Genomic DNA, 21,057 nt, shown 5'->3' on the forward strand with positions numbered 1-21,057 from the left:
TCCGATCTTATCGTTCCGTAATGTGACGCCCCGCCCCCTCGCGGAACCGGTCCGAAACCATTATCTTGCCCCACATCTTCCGATAATGGACGGACGCATGACAAATCCTGCCACGACCTCCCTGCTCGACCGCGCCAATCTCGACCGCGACCAGGTTCGCCACGAGGTCGCGCGCGGGCTTTCCGGTGCCGACGACGGTGAGCTGTTCCTGGAGTACAGCCAGACCGAAGCGCTGATGTTCGACAATGGGCGGCTGAAGCAGGCGACCTACGACACCTCGCAAGGTTTTGGCTTACGCGCAGTCAAGGATGATGCCGTGGGCTACGCCCACTCCTCCGACGTCTCGCTGCCGGCGCTGATCCGCGCCGCAGACGCGGTCGCGGCCGTGCGCGGCGGCTATTCCGGCACCTTCGCCGCGCCGCCGGCGCATACCAATGTGCGGCTCTACGGCGACGACAACCCGCTCGATGCTCCGGGCTTCGAGACAAAAGTAAAACTGCTCGCCGAGATCGACGCTTATCTGCGCGACAAGGATCCGCGGGTGCGGCAGGTCAGCGTCAGCCTGGGTGCGACCTGGCAGGTCGTCGAGATCCTGCGGCCCGACGGCGAGAGCTATCGCGACATCCGTCCGCTCGTGCGCGTGAACATTTCCGTGGTTGCCGGCCAGGGCGACCGCCAGGAGAGCGGCAGCAAGGGTTATGGCGGCCGCGCCGGCTATGCCGAATTCATCGAGAGCAAGAACTGGCGCGATGCCGCCGACGGCGCCTTGCGCGAGGCTTTGGTCAATCTGGAATCGATCCCCGCCCCCGCCGGCGAGATGGACGTCGTGTTAGGGGCCGGCTGGCCCGGCGTGATGCTGCATGAAGCGGTCGGCCACGGCCTCGAAGGCGACTTCAACCGCAAGAAGACGTCGGCATTTGCCGGCCTGATGGGCCAGCAGGTCGCGGCCAAGGGCGTCACCGTGGTCGATGACGGTACCATGGCCTCGCGCCGCGGCTCGCTGTCGATCGACGACGAGGGCACGCCGACCAATCGCACCGTGCTGATCGAGGACGGCGTCCTGGTCGGCTACATGCAGGACCGCCAGAACGCGCGGCTGATGAACATGAAGCCGACCGGCAACGGCCGTCGCCAGGGCTATGCCCATGTGCCGATGCCGCGCATGACCAACACCTACATGCTCGCGGGCGACCGCGATCCGGCCGAGATCCTCGCTTCGGTGAAGAACGGCGTCTTCGCTGCGAATTTCGGCGGCGGCCAGGTGGACATCACCTCGGGCAAGTACGTGTTCCAGTGCACCGAGGCCTACAAGATCGAGAACGGCAAGTTAGGTGCGCCGCTGAAGGGCGCCATGCTGATCGGCAACGGGCCGACCGACCTGCATCGCATCCGCATGATCGGCAACGACCTTGCGCTCGATACCGGCATCGGCACCTGCGGCAAGAATGGACAGGGCGTGCCTGTCGGCGTCGGCCAGCCGTCGCTGCTGATGGAGCGCATCACAGTGGGTGGAACGGGCGCATGAGCGTAGAAGAAAAGGTCACCGTCACCCCCAAGCGGAAGAGCAGCGGCTGGGGCGGGCAGATCGTTCAGCTCGCCGGCATCGTCGCCGCCGTCTTCATCGCAAAGGGCGCGCTTGCCGAGCCGTTCTACGTGCCGTCGGGCTCGATGGAGCCGACGCTGCTGATCGGCGATGCGCTGCTCGCCTCGAAATTCCCCTACGGCTACGGCACCTCGTCGCTGCCGATCCAGATCAGCCTGCCCGAGAGCGGCCGCGTCTTCGCGGAGACGCCGAAACAGGGCGACGTTGTGGTGTTCCGCTGGCCCGGCGATCGCTCGCAGGCATGGGTCAAGCGCGTCGTCGGTCTGCCCGGCGATCGTATCCAGATGCGGCAGGGCCAGCTCTTCATCAACGACCGCCCCGCCGAGCTCAAGCCGGACGGCGTTGGCGCGGCCGAGGACGACAATGGCGGCAGCGAGCCCGCCTATCGCTATGTCGAGACGTTGCCGAACGGCGTCTCGCATTTGATCTTCAAGATGCGCGACAACGGTCCGCTCGACAACTCGCCGGAAGTGACGGTGCCGGCCGGCCACCTCTTCGTGCTCGGCGACAACCGCGACAATTCCGCCGACAGCCGCGTGCCGCTGCGGTCCGGCGGCGTCGGCCTGTTGCCGATCGACAATCTGATCGGCCGTGCCGATGCGGTGCTCGGCTCCTGGGATCTCGGCATACGCGGCCAGCCGGTTTACACCTGGCTCTCCGGCTTCCGGCTCGGCCGGTTCTTCACTGCCGTGCATTGAGCCGCCTCATCGCTGATGAACCGTGACGAATTCCTCGCGCTCGCGCTGAGAAATCCCGTCAACATCACGATCATCGACGCGCTGGCGCGGCTCGATCTGCCAGATGCATGGCTGGTCTCGGGATGCCTCGTGCAAAGCGTATGGAACGTGCTGACCGGCCGCCCCATCGATCACGGCATCGCCGACTACGACGCGTTCTATTTCGATCCTGATACATCGTGGGAGGCGGAGGATTCGGTCATCCGCAAGCTGCATGCGCAGCTCGGCCATCTCGGCGCCAAGGTCGAGATCCGCAACCAGGCGCGTGTGCATCTGTGGTATCCCGACAAGCACGGCCTGCCCTATCCGCCCCTGAGAAGCTCGAGGGAAGGCATCGACCGCTTCCTCACGCAGAACACGCAGATCGGGGTCAGGCGCACAGGCGATGGCTACGAGGTCTACGCGCCGCACGGATTCGACGATGTCGCAGGGCTGATCGCACGGCCCAATCCAGGCCCGAATTTTTCCGCTGCGAACTACGCGGTGAAAGCCGCGCGATGGAAGGCGCTGTGGCCGGAGCTCACGGTGATCGCGACGGAGTGAGGTGCCGTAGGGTGGGCAAAGCGGAGCGTGCCCACGCGTCTGTCGCGTATCGGAAAAGATCGTGGGCACGACGCTTCGCGCCTTTGCCCACCCTACGCCACCTTGCCTACCGCACCACGCCCGACGTGAATCCCGCCTTCCGTCGCGGCGGCTTGATTTCCTTTTTCAGGAAGCAGCGCGCCTCGCGTCCGGTGTAGCCGGGGCGGGCATAGGTGAAGGCGCGGCATTTGTTGTCGGCGGTGCAGGCTGCCTTGCAGGCTTCTTCGCCCTCGCCGTCCTTGAGCTCGAAATTGCGCAGATCACCACCGGGGCGGTCGATCGAGGTCTCCACGCCCTCGACGCGCGGCTCGATCACGCCGGCGCCGCGCACACCCGAGATGCAGCAACTTCCAGGCACCCGCGCCGGCACGGTGTTCTTCAGCCAGCACACCGCCGCGCCGCCTTCGACATCGGGATAGCTGAAGCTCCACGAGCGGCAGCGGCGGTCGCGCTCGCACAGCAGCGCGCAATCCTCAGGATCGCCCGAGGCGACCGGTGTGCTGAAATAGTCGCCGCCGGGCCGGTCGAACGCAGTCTGGGCGTGCGCCGGCACGCTCGCGCATGCGAGCGAAAGCAACGCGGCGCATGCCACGACGCTCGCCAGGACTTTTGCCAAGACCTTTGCCATGACGGCGCCGGACAGGCGGCCCTTCCCCATCGGAACAGCTTTCGAGTTATTGACGACGCTCAGGTTTTTCAGCCGGTCATTTGATCGCCGCAAACCTGTATGGGCGATGAACGGCTGAATCCCCGACCGGGGGCTGACCGGCTTAAAGCGCGATGCGATTAGGATGAATCGTCATCGCGCTTTAGGTTGTTGTTTAAGCATGATCTTTTCGGAAAACCGCTGCGCACTTTTCCGGAGCAGGCTTTAGAACGCGTATTCCGCGTAGGCCGGTTCCACCGAGCCCTTCCAGGGACCGTTGAACTTGTCCAACATTTCCTCGGCCGGCGTCCGGCCGGAATCGATGATGCGGTCGAGCGGCTCCAGATGCCGCGTTTCGTCGCGGCCGAGCTGGTCGATGCGGCCGCGCCGGCGCAAGCCGGCATGGGCCAGAACCAGGCATTCCTTGGCGATCTCGAACAGATAACGGTTCTTGATCCGCGCCTTGAAGCCGAAGCGCGTCACGTCGTCGCGCAGGGCCTGACGCTCGGGCGCGCTCCAGTGCTTGACGATCTCCCAGGCCGCATCGAGCGCGACGTCGTCATAGAGCAGCCCGACCCAGAACGCCGGCAGCGCCGGCAACCGGCCCCACGGGCCGCCGTCGGAGCCGCGCATCTCGAGATAGCGCTTGAGCCGCACTTCCGGGAAGATCGTCGAGAGATGGTTGGCCCAGTCCGACAGCGTCGGACGCTCGCCGGGAAGGTTGTTGTTGCGGCCGTCGAAGAACGCGCGGAACGAGGAGCCCGACACGTCGATGTATTCCTCGCCGCGCTTGACGAAATACATGGGCACGTCGAGCGCGTAGTCGACATAGCGCTCGAACCCCATGCCGTCCTCGAAGGCCCACGGCATCATGCCCGACCGCGCATTGTCGGTGTCGCGCCAGATCTCGGAGCGGAAGGACAGGAAGCCGTTCGGCTTGCCTTCGGTGAACGGCGAATTGGCGAACAAGGCGGTTGCGACCGGCTGCAGCGCGAGCGAAACGCGCAGCTTCTTGACCATGTCGGCTTCGGAGGAGAAGTCGAGATTGGTCTGCACCGTGCAGGTCCGGTACATCATGTCGAGGCCGTATTGGCCGACCTTCGGCATGTAGTTGGTCATGATCTTGTAGCGGCCCTTGGGCATCACCGGGATATCGGCGCGCGACCAGGACGGCGTCATGCCGAGACCGAGGAAGCCGATGCCGAGCGGCGTTGCGATCTCGCGCACCTGTGCAAGATGCGCCATCAGCTCGCTCTGGGTCTGGTGCACGTTCTCGACCGGCGCGCCGGAGAGCTCGAACTGTCCGCCGGGCTCGAGCGAGATCGCACCGCCGCCGGTGACGTCGTAGAGGCCGATGATGTTGCCCTTCTCCATGATCGGCTCCCAGCCGAGCAGGAGCTTCATGCCTTCGAGCAATGCACCGATGCCGCGCGCGCCCTCGTAAGGCACCGGACGGTGGCCCTCGAGCGTGAACGGCGTCTTCTCGTGCTCGGTGCCCATGCGGAATTCGGACGGGTCCTTGCAGCCTTCCTCGAACCACGAAACGAGTTCGTCGCGCGATTGCAGCGGCGTCATATCGATCTGGTCTCGCGCCATATCAAACTCTAATCAAAAGGCGCTTCGATCGAACGCGCGCGGGTGACGGGATGGTCCGCGAACCCACCGGGTGCACGGACGAGCTGGTGTGCCGCGCGATCATCGCGACGGCGAGGTTTCGTTGACGTTGACGACGGGCGGCAGTTTCATCTCGCCGCACGAGCAGCCCAGGCGATCGAGCAGACCGCTGAGCTTGACGGCATCTGCGTCGGATAGTTTCGAACCGACATATTTCTCGATCGCAGCCGAATAGGCGCTCCACATCCGCTTCTGCAGCTCGCGGCCGGCTTCGGTGATCTCGACGAACTGGCCGCGCTTGTCGATCTTGCATTCGCGCCGCGAAGCGAGGCCCTCGTCGACCAGGCGGTCGATCAGGCGCGAGGTGGAATATTGCGGGATCAGCATCTGCCGTTCGAGTTCCACCGGCCGTAGCTCGCCCGAGGGAGCCCGCGACAATTCGAGCAGCGCATCATACCATGCCAGCGGCGGGAAGCCGGCCTTCTTCAGATCCTGCTCGACGCAATCGAGCACGCGGCTCTGCACCCGCATCAGGCGGATCCAGGCGGAAGTCGCCTCGGTCGATGGTTTGCGTTTCATGGTCCCGCTCAAGCTCGTCGTCCGTCTCTTACCCCATTTGATGCAGCTGCATCAATATTGACTGTTACAAGCAGCTGCATGTAGTTGTTCTTTCCGCCGAACCAAGCGTCAAGAGGAGGAAATTCCATGAAACTGTACTATTCGCCCGGTGCCTGCTCGCTGTCCCCCCACATCGCGCTCCTGGAAGCCGGCCTGCCCTACGAGCTGGTCAAGGTCGATATCCGGGCCAAGAAGCTCGAAAATGGTGAGGATTATCTGAAGCTGAACCCCAAGGGCCAGGTCCCTGCGCTGGGCCTCGACAGCGGTGAGATCGTGACCGAAGGCCCGGTGATTGTCCAGATGATCGCCGATCAGGCATCAGCTAAGGCGCTGGCGCCCGCCCATGGCAGTTCCGAGCGCTACAAGCTGCTGGAGTGGCTGAATTTCCTCACCTCGGAGGTGCACAAGAGCTTCGGTCCGATGTTCGCGCCGGCCCTGAACGACGAAGCCAAGGCTTTCTTCAAAGATCGCGTCATGGGCAAGCTGAAATATATCGACAGCCAGCTCGCGGGCCGCGACTACCTCATGGGCAAGCAGTTCACGGTCGCCGACGGCTATCTGTTCACGATGCTGACCTGGGGCGAGCGGATGAAGTTCGACCTCTCGGCGATGCCGAACCTTGCCGCCTACAAGGCCCGCGTCGAGGCGCGGCCGCAAGTGCAGGAAGCGCTGAAGAAGGAAGGCCTCGCGCAGGCGAAGTAAGACCAGCCCACGACAGTCGAGACGACGAAGAGCCGGATCGACGATCCGGCTCTTTTTGCTTGAACCAGTTGCGGAAGCCCGGACGTTCGCGAGGTCCTGGGCATCAATTTTACGAGCATTGTCGGAGTTAACAATAACTCCGCCTTGTGTGCGCGGCAGAGATCACCATCGTTGTGAGAGCAATCCAGTTGGCTCAATTTCAGCCATATACCGCGATGCGGCCTGAACTGGGAAGCTCTCGTGACAACCGTACTCCTCCTCTTGCTCGCGAGCACGATCACCGGCTTGACGGCGGGACTGTTCTTCCGAGTCTGGAGTCTATTGCTGGTCTCGCCAGCGACCGCGATCCTCGTCGCAACGGTCCTTCAGACCTCGGGCTTCGGATTTTGGACGGGCATTCCCATCGTCGTCGGCTGCCTGATTGCCGGCCAGGTCGCCTATTTGGCGGCGACGCACTTTGTGCACAGAGGCGAGCTCTCAATGCAGGACAACGTCGACGGCGACCCAGGCAAGCACGGCCATCGCAATATCGATGAAGAGAACGAGTAGCGCCAGGCCGACCCAGGAGGGGATTTTTCTGCGCCGCCGGAAGAGCCTGCGCCGCGGCCACGGCTGCCCCAGCCGCAAGAGGGGGGAGTATCTTACGGCAACGCCGGCTGCGCTGTCTTGAAACACCGTGGGGATCATTGCGGGACACCTTTAATGCTAACGAGCCATCCGATGGATCGTCAGCAAGAGCGGTGCCAGGGCGGAGCGAGCGCGGCTGGGCGGGATTTGGAGCGGCGTTTTCTCGCCATTCGGCGACTGCAAATAGAAAGGCCGGATCGACGATCCGGCCTTTCTTGTTTCCGCGTAGCCCGGATATCCGGGGTGCTCTCGCGAGTTGAAAAATTGGTCCCGGATTTCGCTACGCTCCATCCGGGCTACAGGCTTCTCGTCAGGCCGCCGCTTTCTTCGGCGCGAAGCGGCCGTAGAAAGTTTCGCCCTTCGCCGCCATCTCTTCGAGCAGCTTCGGCGGCGTGAAGCGCGAGCCGTACTTCGCTTCCAGCTTGTGGCAAAGCTCGACGAACTTCTTCGTACCCATGAAGTCGATATAGGACAGCGTGCCGCCGGTGAACGGCGCGAAGCCGAAGCCGAGGATGGAGCCGACATCGGCCTCGCGCGGATCGGTGATGACATGGTCCTCGACCGTGCGCGCGGCTTCCACCGCCTGCACCACCAGGAAGCGCTGCTTCAGCTCCTCGATATCGAGCGTGTCGGGGTCGAGTTGCTTCGGCTGCAAGGCCGAGAGGCCCGGCCACAGGCTCTTCTGGCCCTTGCCCTTTTCAGGGTAGTCGTAGAAGCCCTTGCTGTTCTTGCGGCCGAGCCGGCCCTGCTTCTCGACCAACTCCACCATCAGCTTCTTCTGATCGGGATTGATGGCGTTGGGGCCGAGATCGGCCTCCGTCGCCTTCATGATCTTGAGACCGAGGTCGAGCGCGACTTCGTCCGAGAGCGAGAGCGGGCCGACCGGCATGCCGGCCATCTTGGCGCAATTCTCGATCATCGCCGGCGGCACACCCTCGAGGAACATCTCGTTGCCCTCGGCGACGTAGCGGCCGACGCAGCGATTGGCGAAGAAGCCTCTGGAGTCGTTGACGACGATCGGCGTCTTGCCGATCTGCCGGACGTAGTCTAGCGCAGTCGCGAGCGCGAGGTCGCCGGTGTTCTTGCCCTTGATGATCTCGACCAGCATCATCTTCTCGACCGGCGAGAAGAAGTGGATGCCGACGAACTTGCCCTGATCCTTGAACGATTCAGCCAGCGAGGTGATCGGCAATGTCGAGGTGTTCGACGCGAAGATCACGTCGGGCTTCATATGCTCCTGCGCCTTGGCGAAGGTATCGGCCTTGACCTTGCGGTCCTCGAACACGGCCTCGATGACGAGGTCGACGTCCTTCAGCGCCGCATAGTCGGCGGTCGGCGTGATGCGCGCGAGCAGGGCTTCGGCATCGCCGGGCTTGGCGCGGCCCTTCTTGATCTGCTCCTCGATCACCTTCTGCGCATGGGCCTTGCCCTTCTCGGCGCTCTCCTGGTCGCGGTCGATCAGGACGACGTCGAGGCCGGCACGGGCCGAGACGTAGCCGACGCTCGCGCCCATGAAGCCGGCGCCGATCACGGCGATCCTCTTCACCTTGGTTGCGGGCACGTCCTTCGGACGGCGCGCGCCCTTGTTGAGCTCCTGCATCGACAGGAACAGGCTGCGGATCATCGCGGCCGCTTCCTTCGAGCGCAGCACCGAGGTGAAGTAACGCGACTCGACGCGCAACGCGGCGTCGATCGGCAACTGCAGGCCTTCATAGACGCAGCTCATGATGGCGCGTGCGGCCGGATAATTGTCGTAGGTCTCGCGGCGATAGATCGCGTTGCCGGCCGGGAACATCATCATGCCGGCCTTGGAGAACACCGGGCCGCCGGGCAGCTTAAAACCCTTCTCGTCCCAGGGCGCAATCGCCTTGCCGCCGCCCTTGATCCAGTCCTTCGCGGCCTTGATGAGATCGGCGGCCGGAACGATGGCGTGGATCAGGTTCAGCGCCTTCGCTTTCTCGATCGTGACCGGATCGCCCTTGAGCAGGATCGTCATCGCGTCCTGCGGCGGCACCAGGCGCGGCACGCGCTGCGTACCGCCGGCACCCGGGAACAGGCCGACCTTGACCTCGGGCAGGCCGAGCCGGGTCTTGGGATTCTCCGCGGCGACGCGATAGTGGCAGCACAGCGTGATCTCGAAACCGCCGCCGAGCGCGAGGCCGTTGATCGCGGCCGCCCATGGCTTGCCTGATGTTTCGATCGAGCGCAGCACCAGCGAGAAGCGTCGGCTCTGGTCGAACAGCATCTGGTTCGCCGCGGTCTCACCCTGCTCCTTGAAGACCTTGGCATAGGCCTGGTTCATGCCCTCGAGCATCGACAGGTCGGCGCCGGCGCAGAACGCTTCCTTGGCGGAGGTAATGACGACGCCCTTCACCGCGGCATCCGCCGTGGTCGCCTTGACGATCGCGTCGAGCTCGTTGGTCGAGGTCTCGTCGAGCACGTTCATCGAACGGCCCGGGATGTCCCAGGTAACGAGCGCGATGCCGTCGGCGTCGGTCTCAACCTTGAAATTCTTGTACGACATGTTGGTTGCTCCCTACCCTTAGACCCGCTCGATGATGGTCGCGGTGCCCATGCCGCCGCCGATGCACAGCGTGACCAGGGCGGTCGACTTGTTGGTACGCTCGAGCTCGTCGAGCACGGTGCCGAGGATCATCGCACCGGTCGCACCAAGCGGATGGCCGAGCGCGATGGCGCCGCCATTGACGTTGATCTTGGCGTTGTCGATGTCGAAGGCCTGGATGTAGCGCAGCACGACCGAGGCGAAGGCTTCGTTGAGCTCGAACAAATCGATGTCCGACTTCTTCATGCCGGAGCGCGCGAACAACTTTTCGGTGACGTCGACCGGACCGGTCAGCATCATCGCCGGCTCCGAGCCGATATTGGCGAACGCGCGGATTTTTGCACGCGGCTTCAGGCCGTATTTGCTACCGGCCTCCTTGCTGCCGAGCAGCACGGCGCCGGCGCCGTCAACGATGCCCGACGAATTGCCGGCGTGGTGCACGTAATTGACCCGCTCGATCTCGGGGTGCGACTGCAGTGCGACGCCGTCGAACCCGCCCATCTGCGCCATCATCGTGAACGACGGCTGCAGCTGCGCCAGCGACTGCATCGTCGTCGAGGGACGCATATGCTCGTCCTTGGCGAGGATGGTGAGGCCGTTGATGTCCTTCACCGGGACGATCGACTTGTCGAAGCGGCCTTCCTCCCAGGACTTCGCGGCACGCTGCTGGCTCTGCACCGCATAGGCATCGACGTCGTCGCGCGAGAAGCCGTATTTGGTCGCGATCAGATCGGCCGAGACGCCCTGCGGCATGAAGTAGGCCGGCACTGCCATCGAGGGATCCATCGGCCAGGCGCCGCCGGAGGCGCCGATGCCGACGCGACTCATGGATTCGGCGCCGCCGCCGATCACGAGCTCATGCTGGCCGCTCATCACCTGCGCGGCGGCAAAATTCACGGCATCGAGGCCGGAGGCACAGAAGCGGCTGATCTGCACGCCGGGCACGGCTTCGCCGAGACCCGCTTTCAGCGCCGCGAAACGCGCGATGTCGGAGCCGGCTTCACCGACCGGATCGACCACGCCGAGGATGACGTCGTCGACGGAATCCTCAGGCAGATTGTTGCGGTCCTTCAGCGCCTTCAACGGCACGGTCGCGAGCGCCAGCGCCGTGACTTCGTGCAGCGAACCGTCCGCCTTGCCGCGGCCGCGGGGGGTGCGAACGTGGTCGTAGATGAATGCCTCAGGCATGACGCCCTCCTGATGTGATGTTCAATACGATTGGGAGCAGGCAGCGGAAGCAGCCTCAGAACGCTTCCGCCGGCAATTCCATGATGGTGGCGCAGCCGGCCTGGATGCGCGCGAGATTGGCGGCGGTCTCCGGCAGCATCCGCTCCATGAAGAAACGGCCGGTGACGAGCTTGGTGGAGAGATAGGGCGTCGCCCCGCTCTCGGCAATCTTGGCATTCGTCACCTTCGCCATCTTCGCCCACATGTAGCCGAGCGCGACGAAGCCGAACAGATGCAGGTAATCGGTTGCGGCGGCGCCGGCATTGTCGGGTTTCGCCATCGCGTTCTGCATCAGCCAGGTCGTCGCCTGCTGGAGATGGCCGAGCGAGGCCGACAGCGGCGCGATGAAGGGCTTGAGCGCCTCGTCGCCGCCGTTCTCCTTGGCGAAGGCCATGACCTCGCCGAAGAAGGCCATGATGGCGCGGCCGCCGTCGCGCGGCAGCTTGCGGCCGACGAGGTCGAGCGCCTGGATGCCATTGGCGCCTTCATAGATCATGGCGATGCGCGCATCGCGCACGAACTGCTCCATGCCCTGCTCGGCGATGTAGCCGTGGCCGCCATACATCTGCTGCGCCTGCACCGCATTGGCAAAGCCGTAATCGGTGAGGAAGCCCTTCAGCACCGGGGTCATCAGGCCCATGTGATCGTCGGCGGCCTGGCGGTCCTTCGGATCCTCGGAGCGGTGGGCGACGTCGCTCTTCAGCGCGGTCCAGATCACGAAGGCGCGCGCGGCCTCGTTGAAGGCGCGGATCGAGAGCAGCGTGCGGCGCACATCGGGATGCACGATGATCGGATCGGCCTGCTTGTCCGGCGCCTTCACGCCGGTGAGCGAGCGACCCTGGATGCGCTCGCGCGCATAGGCGACCGCGTTCTGATAGGCGACCTCGGATTGCGCGAGGCCCTGAACTGCGACGCCGAGCCTCGCCTCGTTCATCATCACGAACATGCCCTGCATGCCCTTGTTCTCTTCGCCGATCAGCCAGCCGGTGGCGCTGTCATAGTTCATCACGCAGGTCGAATTGCCGTGGATGCCCATCTTGTGCTCGATCGAGCCGCAGACGACGCCGTTGCGGGCACCGACTGAGCCATCCGGATTCACAAGGAACTTCGGCACCACGAACAGCGACACGCCCTTGATGCCGGCCGGTGCGCCCTCGATGCGCGCGAGCACGAGGTGAATGATGTTCGGGGCGAGGTCGTGCTCGCCGGCCGAGATGAAGATCTTGGTGCCCGTGATCTTGAAGCTGCCGTCGGCCTGGCGCACCGCCTTGGTGCGGAGCATGCCGAGATCGGTGCCGCAATGCGGCTCGGTCAGGTTCATGGTGCCGGTCCATTCACCCGCCACCATCTTCGGCACGTAGGTCTTCTTCTGCTCGGGCGAACCATGAACGATCAGCGCGGCGGTCGCGCCCATGGTGAGGCCGCCATACATCGAGAACGCCATGTTGGCGGAGATCTGGAATTCGTTGACCGCCTGGCTCAGCGTCACCGGCAGGCCCTGGCCGCCGAACTCGGTCGGCGCCGACAGGCCGAGCCAGCCGCCTTCGGCGACCTGCTTGAACGCATCCTTGAAACCCTTCGGCGTGGTGACGCTGCCGTCATCCGTGCGCTTGCAGCCCTCGAGATCGCCCACACGATTGAGCGGCTGCAGCACCTCTTCGGCGAGCTTGGCGGCTTCGCCGAGAATGGCTTCGCGCACGTCGCTCGACGCATCGGAGAAGCCGGCGAGGTTGTCGTAGCGGTCGATCTGGAAGACGTCGTTGAGCAGGAAGTTCACGTCTTCGACGGGGGCTTTGTAGATCGGCATGGGATTCTCCCGGCAATGGGCCTTGGTGATGTCTGTGAGTCCAGCGGCGCAGCCTTGCCCGCGAGCTTAGCGGGTTCTGCAACCTCAGGGCAGGGTCATGATGGGGCGGCCAACTGCTCCGCCATCAGACGGTGCAGCATGTTGATCGCCTTGAGCGGACGCACCATCACCTTGAAATGCGTGATGCGTCCCTCGGCATCGAAGCTGATGATGTCGACGCCGTTGATCTCGATACCGTCGATCATGGTCTTGAATTCAAGCACGGCGCCGCGCTCGCTGGTCCACTCACCGACATAGGTGAAGCCGGGGCCGCCGAGCACCTTCTCGGCGCTGGAGAGGTATTTGAAGGTGATGTCGCGCCCGCGCTGCGGCGAATGCACGACGGGACTTTCGAAGACGGCGTCGGGATGAAGCAAGTCCCAAAGCGCGGTGCGGTCGTGGGACTTCATGTAGCCGTACCAGGAGTCGAGGCCGGTCATTCCAGGATGCCTCCCTAAAGGCCTTGGCAAAAAACGCGAAAACAACCCCATGCACAGTAGCGTGCCGATTGATTCCGCTGGGTTTTTCGGGTCGGATCTTCAGCCCATCCCCGAGTGTCTCATATGCACATTGACGCATATGCGCCGATGCGCATAAAGTCAAGCGAGTTGGTCGAGGTCGAAGAAGAAGGAGGCCGGTCATGGCACTGGGCGACGCAATCCTCGCATGCCTGACGGAACGCCCCATGACGGGCTACGAACTCGCCAAGACATTCGACTCCTCGATCGGCTTCTTCTGGAAGGCCGACCATCAGCAAATCTACCGCGAGCTCTCCAAGCTGCGCGACCGCGGCCACATCCAGGGCCGCGAGGTCGTGCAAACGGGCAAGCCCAACAAACTGGTTTATACGCTCACTCCGGAGGGGCGAACAGCGCTGCGGCACTGGGCCGCGCGACCAAGCACGCCAGCCTCCACCAAGGACGATCTCCTGGTCCGCCTCCATGCGCTCGACAGCATCGACATCGAGCCGCTGCGCACCGACCTGATGGCCCGCCTGGAGCACCACCGTGACCGCCACGCCAATTACGAACGCATCCTGAAGAAGCGCTTTCCGGAGGGCACGGCGGAGGGCCGACTCGACCTCGGAAACCTGCTCCTGCTTCGTCTCGGCGCCCGACACGAGCAGATGGTGGCCGACTTCTGCGAAGAGACGCTCGATGCGCTGTCGGCGATGAGCGGCAAGGCCACGGTGGTGCCGATCGAGGATGGCAAGCGCGAGGGGAAGGGCTGAGGGGTGGCCCGACCCGACAGGAGACTGTCACCACATTTACCGGTGTCATGCTCCGCGAAAGCGGGGGCATCCAGTACTCCGAGGCAGCGCGGCTGGAATCGAGCCGCCGCGGCGTGCTGGATCGCCCGCCTTCGCGGGCGATGACAGCGGAATATATGGCGGCGGCAGGTCGCGAAGGATGCAATGACGCCGCTTCCGGCGTGCCCCAGAGTTCCCCCGCCCAACTTTAAGACACCGGGCCGGCGTTCCTTAACCCGTTATTTACCGTAACGGACAAAAGTCGGTTTTCGAGGCAGACGACCCGCGCCAAATCCGATTGTCTTTGCAACCGGCACGCGAGGGAAGGCTGGAGGCGCCGGGTGGGGCGCCGGAGTCGGAACCGGACAGAGTCATGAATTCGCGCGTATCGTGGAGTGTTGACGGCATCGATCCGTCCGTCAGGGAGCGGGCCGAAGCTGCTGCGCGTCGTGCCGGCATGTCACTCAACGATTGGCTGAACTCCACCCTCGGCGAGACTGCTCCCCCGAACTTTCGCGAACCTTACGATCAGCGTCCGCAAGCCCCGAACGTTCAAACGCGGGCACCGAGCCAGGAAAGCCGCGAAGTCGCCGACATCCACCAGCGGCTCGACGCCATCACCCAGCAGATCGAGCGGATCTCCAAGCCCGCGCAGCGCCAGGATTCGTCACGACAAGATTCGTCACGACAGGATTCGTCGCGGCCGGACGTCGCGCGCGAGCAAGGCGTCGCGCGCCAGCTCAACGATGCGATCTCGCGGCTCGATGCGCGGCTATCGCAAATCTCCCGGCCGCAGCAGCCTCAACCGCAGCTGCCTCCGGCTCAGCGCCCCGCGCCGGCCGAGACGCGCCAGCGCCAGGCCGATGCGGTCGAGCGCGCGGCGGCGCAGGTCTATCGCAACTCCCCGCCCCTGAGCCCCGCTTCGTTCGACGTCGCCGTCGCCGAGATCACCGCGCGGCAGAGCGAGCTCGACGGCTTCACGCCGCGGCAAATGCCGCCGCGCGCCGCGCCCTCGATCGCGCCCAATGCTGCTCCCTGGGCCGCTCCTTACGCACCTCCGATGGCGCCACCCGCGCCTGCCTATGCTCCGCCGCCACCGCAGCCGGGGCCGGATTTTTCCGCGCTCGAGCGCCATCTGCTCAAGATCACGAGCCAGATCGAGTCGCTGCAGCGCCCCGACAATACCGAGCAGGCGATCAACGCCTTCCGCAGCGAGCTTGCCGAGATCCGCGCCGCCATCACCGAGGCGATGCCGCGGCGCGCGATCGAATCGATCGAGAACGAGATCCGCTCGCTGCATCGCCGGATCGACGAGACGCGTTCCAACGGCACCGACGGCCAGGTCCTGTCGGGCATCGAGCACGCGCTGTCCGACATCAAGCAGGTGCTGCGCACGCTGACGCCGGCCGAGCAGCTCACCGGTTATGACGAGGCAATCCGCAATCTCGGCGCCAAGCTCGACCTGATCCTGCGCGCCAATGACGATCCCTCGACGGTGCGCCAGCTCGAAGGCGCGATCACCGCCTTGCGCGGCATCGTCTCCAACGTCGCGTCCAACGAAGCGCTGGCACGCCTGTCCGAAGACGTGCAACTGCTGTCGTCCAAGGTCGACCAGGTCACCCGCGCCTCCGGCCAGGGCGACAGCTTTGCGGTGCTGGAGCAGCGCATTGCGGCGCTCACCGCGGCGCTGGAAACGCGCGAGCGGCCTCAGCCGGCCGAGAGCACGGAGCACCTGGAATCCGCCATCCGCGCGCTGTCGGACCGCTTCGACCGCATGCAGGTCGGCAACGATTCGGCCTCGACCTTTGCGCATCTCGAACAGCGCGTCTCGTATTTGCTGGAGCGGATCGAAGCCGCCGCCGATCCGCGCAACGGCAATTTGAGCCGCGTCGAGGACGGGCTGCACGACATCCTGCGCCACCTCGAGCGGCAGCAGGCGACCTATTCCGCGCTGGCCGAGAGCCGCGGCTCCGCAGCCCCGGCCGATTCCGGAATGGTCGATCTGGTCAAGCGCGAGCTGTCCGACATCCGCTTCAGCCAGGCCGAGACCAACCGCTGCACCCAGGACTCGCTCGACGCCGTCCATAGCGCGCTCGGCCATGTCGTCGATCGCCTCTCCATGATCGAGGGCGATCTGCGCGCGGTGCGCACTGCGCCGCCCGCCGCTGCGCCGCAGCCGATGCCCATGCCGATGGCCGCTGCCATGGAGCCCGCGCCGCCGATGGCGCGTGAGCCGCGGCCGCAAGCCCAGCAGCAACCGAAATACGATCCGAAGCCGGAGCTGCCGAACCCCGCCGCGCAGCAACAGGCCCACGCGCAGCAACAGGCCCACGGCGCCTTCGCCCAAGCCGCCTTCTCCGCCGCGCCGCGTGAATTCCATGCCGCTGCCCCCGCCGCGCCGCCGCCGGTGCCATCGGCACCACCGGTGCCATCGGCACCACCGGTGCCGCCGCGCGCGATCAGCGAGATCCTGGAGCCGCACACGGTCCCCGCGCGCACCGCGCTCGCGCCGGAATTACCGCCGGATCATCCGCTCGAGCCGGGCACACGGCCGGGTGGACGCGTCGCCACGCCATCGGAGCGCATCGCCGCCTCCGAGAGCGCGATCAGCGACATTCCCGCTGCGCCGAAAGAGCCGGTGTCGTCGTCGAGCTTCATCGCGGCCGCCCGCCGCGCCGCCCAGGCCGCCGCCGCGCAGCCGGAAAAGCCGGCACGCGGCGCCAAGGGTGGTGCGAAGGCCGGCGCCGATCGCGGCAAGGACAAGGTCAAAGACGGCAGCTCGACCATCACCTCGAAGATCCGCTCGCTGCTGGTCGGCGCGAGCGTGGTCGTGATCGTGCTCGGCACCTTCAAGATGGCGATGAACCTGCTCGAGGGCAGCGCGCCGCCCGCGCCGCAGGCCATGGACAATACGTTGAGCCAGCCCGCGCCGCAGGCCCCACCGCCACCGCCGGTGATCGAGAACAAGCCCGCCACGCCCGAGCAGGTCACGCCATCGATGACCTCGCCGACGCCGATTGGACGGCAGTCCCAGAACAACGCCGCGCCGGCTCCCGCCGCCAATTCGGGCAACTCGGCCTCGGTCGAAATTCCTCCGGCGCCTGCCGCGGCCCCAGCGCCTGCCTCCAGCGACGTCACCGGCGCCCTGTCGGGCACGAGCCGCGCCAAGCTCGGCATGATCCAGGTGCCGCCCAGCGAAAAACTGCCCGACGGCATCGGCGGCCCGGTGCTGCGCTCCGCCGCGATGAAGGGCGATGCGACCGCGGCCTACGAGATCGGCTTGCGCTTTGCCGAAGGCAAGGGTGTTGCCACGAATTACGACGAAGCGGCCAAATGGTACGACCGCGCGGCGCAGGCCGGCGTGGTGCCCGCGACCTTCCGCCTCGGCACGCTCTACGAAAAGGGGCTCGGCGTGAAGAAGGACGCCGACATCGCCCGCCGCTACTACACCCAGGCCGCCGAGCGTGGCAACGCCAAGGCGATGCACAATCTCGCGGTGCTCGACGCCGACGGCGGCGGACGCGGCGCCAACTACAAGAGCGCGGCGCAGTGGTTCCGCAAGGCCGCCGATCGCGGCGTCGCCGACAGCCAGTTCAACCTCGGCATCCTCTATGCCCGCGGCATCGGCGTCGAACAGAACCTCGCCGAATCCTACAAATGGTTCAGCCTCGCGGCTGCCCAGGGTGACGCGGACGCCTCCGGCAAACGCGACGACGTCGCCAAGCGCCTCGACCCGCAATCGCTCGCGGCCGCCAAGCTCGCGATCCAGACCTTCAGCGCCGAGCCGCAGCCCGACGATGCCGTCAATGTCATGGCGCCCGCCGGCGGCTGGGACAGCGCGCCGCAGGCGAATGCAAAGCCGGCACCGAAGCAAGTCGCGACCAAGCGCTCGGCCTCGGCGGCACATTAAAGGCGAATTGCTTTAGACAGACCGAACGAGCCGCGCGCGCGGTGCACCTCTCCCGCTTGCGGGAGAGGTCGCGGAGCGAAGCGACGCGGGTGAGGGCTCTCGCCTCTTGGGGGTTCTCGCGAGAGGAGACACCCTCTCCCCAACCCTCCCCCGCAGGCGGGGGAGGGAGCGCATCTCGCGTTATCGCAACGATCGGGGCCTCGTTCACGACCCTCGTCAACATTCACCACGCCCGAAATTCCCGGTCCCTCCCGACGGTAAATTCCGCTATTGAGGGGCGCGGCAACCGTTCCGACCTTCCCGCGAGCATTCCGCGACAATCGATCCGTCTCGCCGGCGTATGGTTCTTCGATGCAGCTCTATCTTCCGATCGCCGATCTTCCCGTCAACGTCTTCCTGGTGCTCGCCATGGGCGCCGCGGTCGGCTTCGTCTCGGGCATGTTCGGAATCGGCGGCGGCTTCCTGATGACGCCGCTGCTGATCTTCATCGGCATCACGCCCGCGGTCGCGGTCGCCTCGGTCACGAGCCATATCGCGGCCTCCTCCTTTTCCGGCGCGCTGTCTTATTGGCGGCGGCGCGCGATCGATCCGGCGCTGGCGAGCGTCCTGCTCTGCGGCGGCGTCACCGGCACGGCGCTCGGCGTGTGGACCTTCACGCAGCTTCGTGCGCTCGGCCAGCTCGATCTGATGATCGCGCTCTCCTACGTGGTGCTGCTCGGCACCGTCGGCAGCCTGATGTTCTCGGAAGGGCTGCGCGCCCTGATGCGGACCCGGCGCGGCGCGCTGCCGCCACGACGCACGCACAATTGGATTCACGGCCTGCCGCTGAAGATGCGCTTCAAGCGCTCGAAGATCTATCTCTCGGTCATCCCCGTGGTAATCGTCGGCATCATGATCGGCTTCATCGGCGCCATCATGGGCATCGGCGGCGGTTTCATCCTGGTGCCGATCATGATCTATCTGTTGAGGGTGCCGACCTCGACGGTGATCGGGACCTCGATGGTCCTGACGCTCGTCACGATGCTGTTCGCGACCATGCTGCATGCGGTGACCAATCACCTCGTCGACGCCGTGCTGGCACTGATCCTGATGGTCGGCGGCGTCACCGGCGCGCAGTTCGGCGTCCGCGCCGGGCAGAAGATCCGCGGCGAGCAGCTGCGGCTGCTGCTCGGCCTTCTGATCCTCTCGGTCGGAATCCGCTTCGCGATCGAGCTGGTGATCCGGCCGGAGGATCTCTTCACCATCCGCGAGTTGGGAGTGAGCGGATGATGCGCGCAGCTCTCGCACTCCTGCTCGTCCTGCTGCTCGGCTCCGCCGCGCGCGCCGAGCGGCTGATCGTCTCGGTCTCCAACCACCGCGTCACGGTGACACCGAACTATTCCGGCGAGGAGCTGGTGCTGTTCGGCTCGGTCGAGAAGGACGCGACGTCGCCCGCCGATCGCACCGCCTACGATCTCGTCGTCACCGTGATGGGCCCGCGCGCCGACATGGTGACGCGGCGCAAGGAGCGCACCTTCGGCATCTGGATCAACACCGACTACCGGCAGTTCCTGCAGGTGCCGAGCTATCTGGCGCTGTTCGCCAACCGCTCCTTCGACGCGATCACCTCGCCCGAGATTGCGCGGCGGCAGCAGATCGGGCTGAACAACGTGCTGCTGACGCAGCGGGTCGGCGGCGATTATGCCGACGTGGTGCCGAACGACGCTTTTCGGTCCGCGTTTATTCGCTTGCGCACCCAGCGCGGGCTCTATCGCGAGGATCCAAGCGCCGTCACGTTCCTGACGCCGACGCTGTTCCGCACCGGCATCCCGCTGCCCGCGGAGGTGCCGATCGGAACGTATGAGGTGGAGATCAAGCTGTTTGCGAACGGCGCGTTCATCGGCAAGACCGAGACCGCGTTCGAGATCGTCAAGGTCGGCTTCGAACAGTTCGTCGCCACCACTGCCAGGCAGAACGGTCTGATCTACGGCCTCGTCACCGCCGCGATGGCCCTGATGACGGGATGGATGGCGTCGATCGTGTTTCGGAAGGATTGAGCACCGTCATTGCGGCGCGCGCGCGGCGCGAGCCCGGAATCCATCCATCTCCAAAGTTGGTGGCGCGATGGATTCCGGGCTCGACGCTTCGCATCGCCCCGGAATGACAGCTCACTGCGCCACCTTCCCCGGCCGCGTCACCAGGTAGATGCCGAGCGCGACTGGAATGATCCCGAGCAGATCGCGCGCCTCGACGTGCTCACCAAGGACGAGATACGCGAACAGCATGCCGAGCGGCGGCATCAGGAAATGATAGGCGCTGGCGGCGGTGGCGCCGCACACTTTCAGGAGATGAAACCAGAGCCAGTAGGCGAGGATCGAGCCGCCCAGAACGAGGAAAGCGAAGGCGCCGAGCAGGCTCGGCGTGACATCGATCGCATGCACATCGGCGAAGGTGAACGCGACCGGCGTCAGCACGAGGCCGGCGGCAAGATTCTGCACGCCATTGCCGATCCACAGGCTTCCCTTCGGCGCGAGCAGCTTGAACAGGATGGTGCCGGCAACGAGCGAGGCGAGCGAAGCCAGCGTGAAGACGATGCCATGCAGGGAATCCGTGCCGACCGACAGGCGATGCCAAACGATCAGGGTCACGCCGGTGATGCCGAGCAGCAGGCCGCCGGCCTTGCGCCAGGTCATGCCTTCGCCGAGCAGCAGGGTCGCGAGCGCCGCGGTGAAGACCGGATTGGCCGAGACGATCAGGCCGCCGAGGCCGGCGGAGACTGATTGCAGGCCGGTGTAGCCGAGCCCGAGATAGAGCGCGTTGTTGGCAATCCCAAGCACAGCGAAGATTGCCGCATCGCGCCAGGTTAACGACCAGCTGTCGCCGCGGACCAGCGTGGCGCCCAGGATCAAAATGCCGGCGAGCGAGAAGCGCGCGGCGAGCAGGATCAGCGGCGGGCAATGGGTGACGCCGATCTTGCCGGCGACAAAGGCGTAGCTCCAGAGCAGGCAGAACAGGCTGATAGCGAGCGGCAGCGTGTTGAAGCGGCTGCACGGAACGGGAATCGAGGGGGCAAGCGACATGAGGGCATTCTCCTGAGCCTCGATCTAGGGAGCCCGCTTGCCATTTGGAAATTAAATGATTAACTCTCTATCAG

General features: G+C 65.3%; 17 protein-coding genes. 9 read left to right on the forward strand and 8 right to left on the reverse strand.

What is annotated here, in order from left to right:
- Positions 1-97 precede the first annotated feature (97 nt).
- Genes tldD through RAD04_RS18935 form a run of 3 tightly spaced genes read left to right on the forward strand, consistent with a single transcriptional unit; the run spans position 98 to position 2,883 of the window.
- Entirely contained in the window at positions 98-1,525 is a 1,428-nt protein-coding gene (tldD, locus tag RAD04_RS18925; protein ID WP_461624948.1) for a metalloprotease TldD, read from the forward strand.
- A complete protein-coding gene (lepB, locus tag RAD04_RS18930) occupies positions 1,522-2,301 on the forward strand; it encodes a signal peptidase I (RefSeq protein ID WP_018316360.1) in 780 nt (259 codons plus the stop codon). Before tldD ends, lepB begins: the two co-directional genes overlap by 4 nt.
- Positions 2,302-2,316: 15 nt before the next feature.
- Complete coding sequence (locus tag RAD04_RS18935; RefSeq protein ID WP_461624949.1) at positions 2,317-2,883, forward strand: nucleotidyltransferase family protein; 567 nt, start codon at positions 2,317-2,319, stop codon at positions 2,881-2,883.
- 106 nt (positions 2,884-2,989) lie between these two features.
- Here RAD04_RS18935 and RAD04_RS18940 read toward each other — a convergent pair whose 3' ends face one another.
- The 3 genes from RAD04_RS18940 to RAD04_RS18950 all read right to left on the reverse strand — a co-directional run bounded on the left by RAD04_RS18940 (position 2,990) and on the right by RAD04_RS18950 (position 5,761).
- Positions 2,990-3,580, reverse strand: a complete 591-nt coding sequence (locus tag RAD04_RS18940) for a PAN domain-containing protein (protein ID WP_461624950.1) — start codon at positions 3,578-3,580, stop codon at positions 2,990-2,992.
- Positions 3,581-3,793: 213 nt separating this feature from the next.
- Positions 3,794-5,164, reverse strand: a complete 1,371-nt coding sequence (locus RAD04_RS18945) for a glutamate--cysteine ligase (protein ID WP_028139831.1) — start codon at positions 5,162-5,164, stop codon at positions 3,794-3,796.
- A gap of 99 nt (positions 5,165-5,263) precedes the next feature.
- Positions 5,264-5,761 (reverse strand): MarR family winged helix-turn-helix transcriptional regulator, encoded by a 498-nt coding sequence (locus RAD04_RS18950; RefSeq protein ID WP_461624951.1) that lies wholly within the window; start codon positions 5,759-5,761, stop codon positions 5,264-5,266.
- Positions 5,762-5,887: 126 nt separating this feature from the next.
- Between RAD04_RS18950 and gstA the strand changes: the two genes are divergently transcribed.
- Together gstA and RAD04_RS18960 are read left to right on the forward strand one after the other, a co-directional pair.
- Positions 5,888-6,502: a glutathione transferase GstA gene (gene gstA / locus RAD04_RS18955; protein WP_461624952.1), complete on the forward strand. Its 615-nt coding sequence runs from the start codon at positions 5,888-5,890 to the stop codon at positions 6,500-6,502.
- A 240-nt stretch (positions 6,503-6,742) separates the two neighbouring features.
- A complete protein-coding gene (locus tag RAD04_RS18960; RefSeq protein WP_461624953.1) occupies positions 6,743-7,051 on the forward strand; it encodes a hypothetical protein in 309 nt (102 codons plus the stop codon).
- 388 nt (positions 7,052-7,439) lie between these two features.
- Here the strand turns inward: RAD04_RS18960 and RAD04_RS18965 are convergent, their stop codons facing one another.
- From RAD04_RS18965 to RAD04_RS18980, 4 genes are all read right to left on the reverse strand, one after another.
- A complete protein-coding gene (locus RAD04_RS18965) occupies positions 7,440-9,653 on the reverse strand; it encodes an FAD-dependent oxidoreductase (protein WP_461624954.1) in 2,214 nt (737 codons plus the stop codon).
- 18 nt (positions 9,654-9,671) lie between these two features.
- Complete coding sequence (locus tag RAD04_RS18970) at positions 9,672-10,880, reverse strand: acetyl-CoA C-acetyltransferase (RefSeq protein WP_461624955.1); 1,209 nt, start codon at positions 10,878-10,880, stop codon at positions 9,672-9,674.
- 55 nt (positions 10,881-10,935) lie between these two features.
- Positions 10,936-12,726 (reverse strand): acyl-CoA dehydrogenase C-terminal domain-containing protein, encoded by a 1,791-nt coding sequence (locus RAD04_RS18975; protein ID WP_461624956.1) that lies wholly within the window; start codon positions 12,724-12,726, stop codon positions 10,936-10,938.
- A 95-nt stretch (positions 12,727-12,821) separates the two neighbouring features.
- The gene (locus RAD04_RS18980; RefSeq protein ID WP_461624957.1) at positions 12,822-13,205 is read right to left on the reverse strand and encodes a nuclear transport factor 2 family protein; all 384 of its coding nucleotides are present in this window, start codon (positions 13,203-13,205) and stop codon (positions 12,822-12,824) included.
- A 200-nt stretch (positions 13,206-13,405) separates the two neighbouring features.
- Between RAD04_RS18980 and RAD04_RS18985 the strand changes: the two genes are divergently transcribed.
- From RAD04_RS18985 to RAD04_RS19000, 4 genes are all read left to right on the forward strand, one after another.
- Positions 13,406-13,996 carry a PadR family transcriptional regulator gene (locus RAD04_RS18985; RefSeq protein WP_461624958.1) on the forward strand — a complete coding sequence of 197 codons (591 nt, stop codon included), beginning with the start codon at positions 13,406-13,408 and terminating at the stop codon, positions 13,994-13,996.
- A 391-nt stretch (positions 13,997-14,387) separates the two neighbouring features.
- Positions 14,388-17,924, forward strand: a complete 3,537-nt coding sequence (locus tag RAD04_RS18990; protein WP_461624959.1) for a tetratricopeptide repeat protein — start codon at positions 14,388-14,390, stop codon at positions 17,922-17,924.
- Between the two features lie 351 nt (positions 17,925-18,275).
- Positions 18,276-19,193 carry a sulfite exporter TauE/SafE family protein gene (locus RAD04_RS18995; RefSeq protein ID WP_461619826.1) on the forward strand — a complete coding sequence of 306 codons (918 nt, stop codon included), beginning with the start codon at positions 18,276-18,278 and terminating at the stop codon, positions 19,191-19,193.
- Positions 19,190-19,960: a TIGR02186 family protein gene (locus RAD04_RS19000; RefSeq protein WP_461619825.1), complete on the forward strand. Its 771-nt coding sequence runs from the start codon at positions 19,190-19,192 to the stop codon at positions 19,958-19,960. Before RAD04_RS18995 ends, RAD04_RS19000 begins: the two co-directional genes overlap by 4 nt.
- Positions 19,961-20,071: 111 nt before the next feature.
- Here RAD04_RS19000 and RAD04_RS19005 read toward each other — a convergent pair whose 3' ends face one another.
- Positions 20,072-20,983, reverse strand: a complete 912-nt coding sequence (locus tag RAD04_RS19005; protein ID WP_461624960.1) for a DMT family transporter — start codon at positions 20,981-20,983, stop codon at positions 20,072-20,074.
- Positions 20,984-21,057: the final 74 nt, after the last annotated feature.

Source organism: Bradyrhizobium sp. 25ACV, assembly GCF_054863005.1.

Coding starts and splice junctions, on each gene's coding strand:
- RAD04_RS18980 (WP_461624957.1), bottom strand. CDS start 13,205: ATGACCGGCCTCGACTCCTGGTACGGCTACATGAAGTCCCACGACCGC.
- RAD04_RS18990 (WP_461624959.1), top strand. CDS start 14,388: ATGAATTCGCGCGTATCGTGGAGTGTTGACGGCATCGATCCGTCCGTC.
- RAD04_RS18965 (WP_461624954.1), bottom strand. CDS start 9,653: ATGTCGTACAAGAATTTCAAGGTTGAGACCGACGCCGACGGCATCGCG.
- RAD04_RS18945 (WP_028139831.1), bottom strand. CDS start 5,164: ATGGCGCGAGACCAGATCGATATGACGCCGCTGCAATCGCGCGACGAA.
- lepB (WP_018316360.1), top strand. CDS start 1,522: ATGAGCGTAGAAGAAAAGGTCACCGTCACCCCCAAGCGGAAGAGCAGC.
- RAD04_RS18995 (WP_461619826.1), top strand. CDS start 18,276: ATGCAGCTCTATCTTCCGATCGCCGATCTTCCCGTCAACGTCTTCCTG.
- RAD04_RS18975 (WP_461624956.1), bottom strand. CDS start 12,726: ATGCCGATCTACAAAGCCCCCGTCGAAGACGTGAACTTCCTGCTCAAC.
- tldD (WP_461624948.1), top strand. CDS start 98: ATGACAAATCCTGCCACGACCTCCCTGCTCGACCGCGCCAATCTCGAC.
- gstA (WP_461624952.1), top strand. CDS start 5,888: ATGAAACTGTACTATTCGCCCGGTGCCTGCTCGCTGTCCCCCCACATC.
- RAD04_RS18950 (WP_461624951.1), bottom strand. CDS start 5,761: ATGAAACGCAAACCATCGACCGAGGCGACTTCCGCCTGGATCCGCCTG.
- RAD04_RS18935 (WP_461624949.1), top strand. CDS start 2,317: ATGAACCGTGACGAATTCCTCGCGCTCGCGCTGAGAAATCCCGTCAAC.
- RAD04_RS18940 (WP_461624950.1), bottom strand. CDS start 3,580: ATGGGGAAGGGCCGCCTGTCCGGCGCCGTCATGGCAAAGGTCTTGGCA.
- RAD04_RS18970 (WP_461624955.1), bottom strand. CDS start 10,880: ATGCCTGAGGCATTCATCTACGACCACGTTCGCACCCCCCGCGGCCGC.
- RAD04_RS18985 (WP_461624958.1), top strand. CDS start 13,406: ATGGCACTGGGCGACGCAATCCTCGCATGCCTGACGGAACGCCCCATG.
- RAD04_RS19000 (WP_461619825.1), top strand. CDS start 19,190: ATGATGCGCGCAGCTCTCGCACTCCTGCTCGTCCTGCTGCTCGGCTCC.
- RAD04_RS19005 (WP_461624960.1), bottom strand. CDS start 20,983: ATGTCGCTTGCCCCCTCGATTCCCGTTCCGTGCAGCCGCTTCAACACG.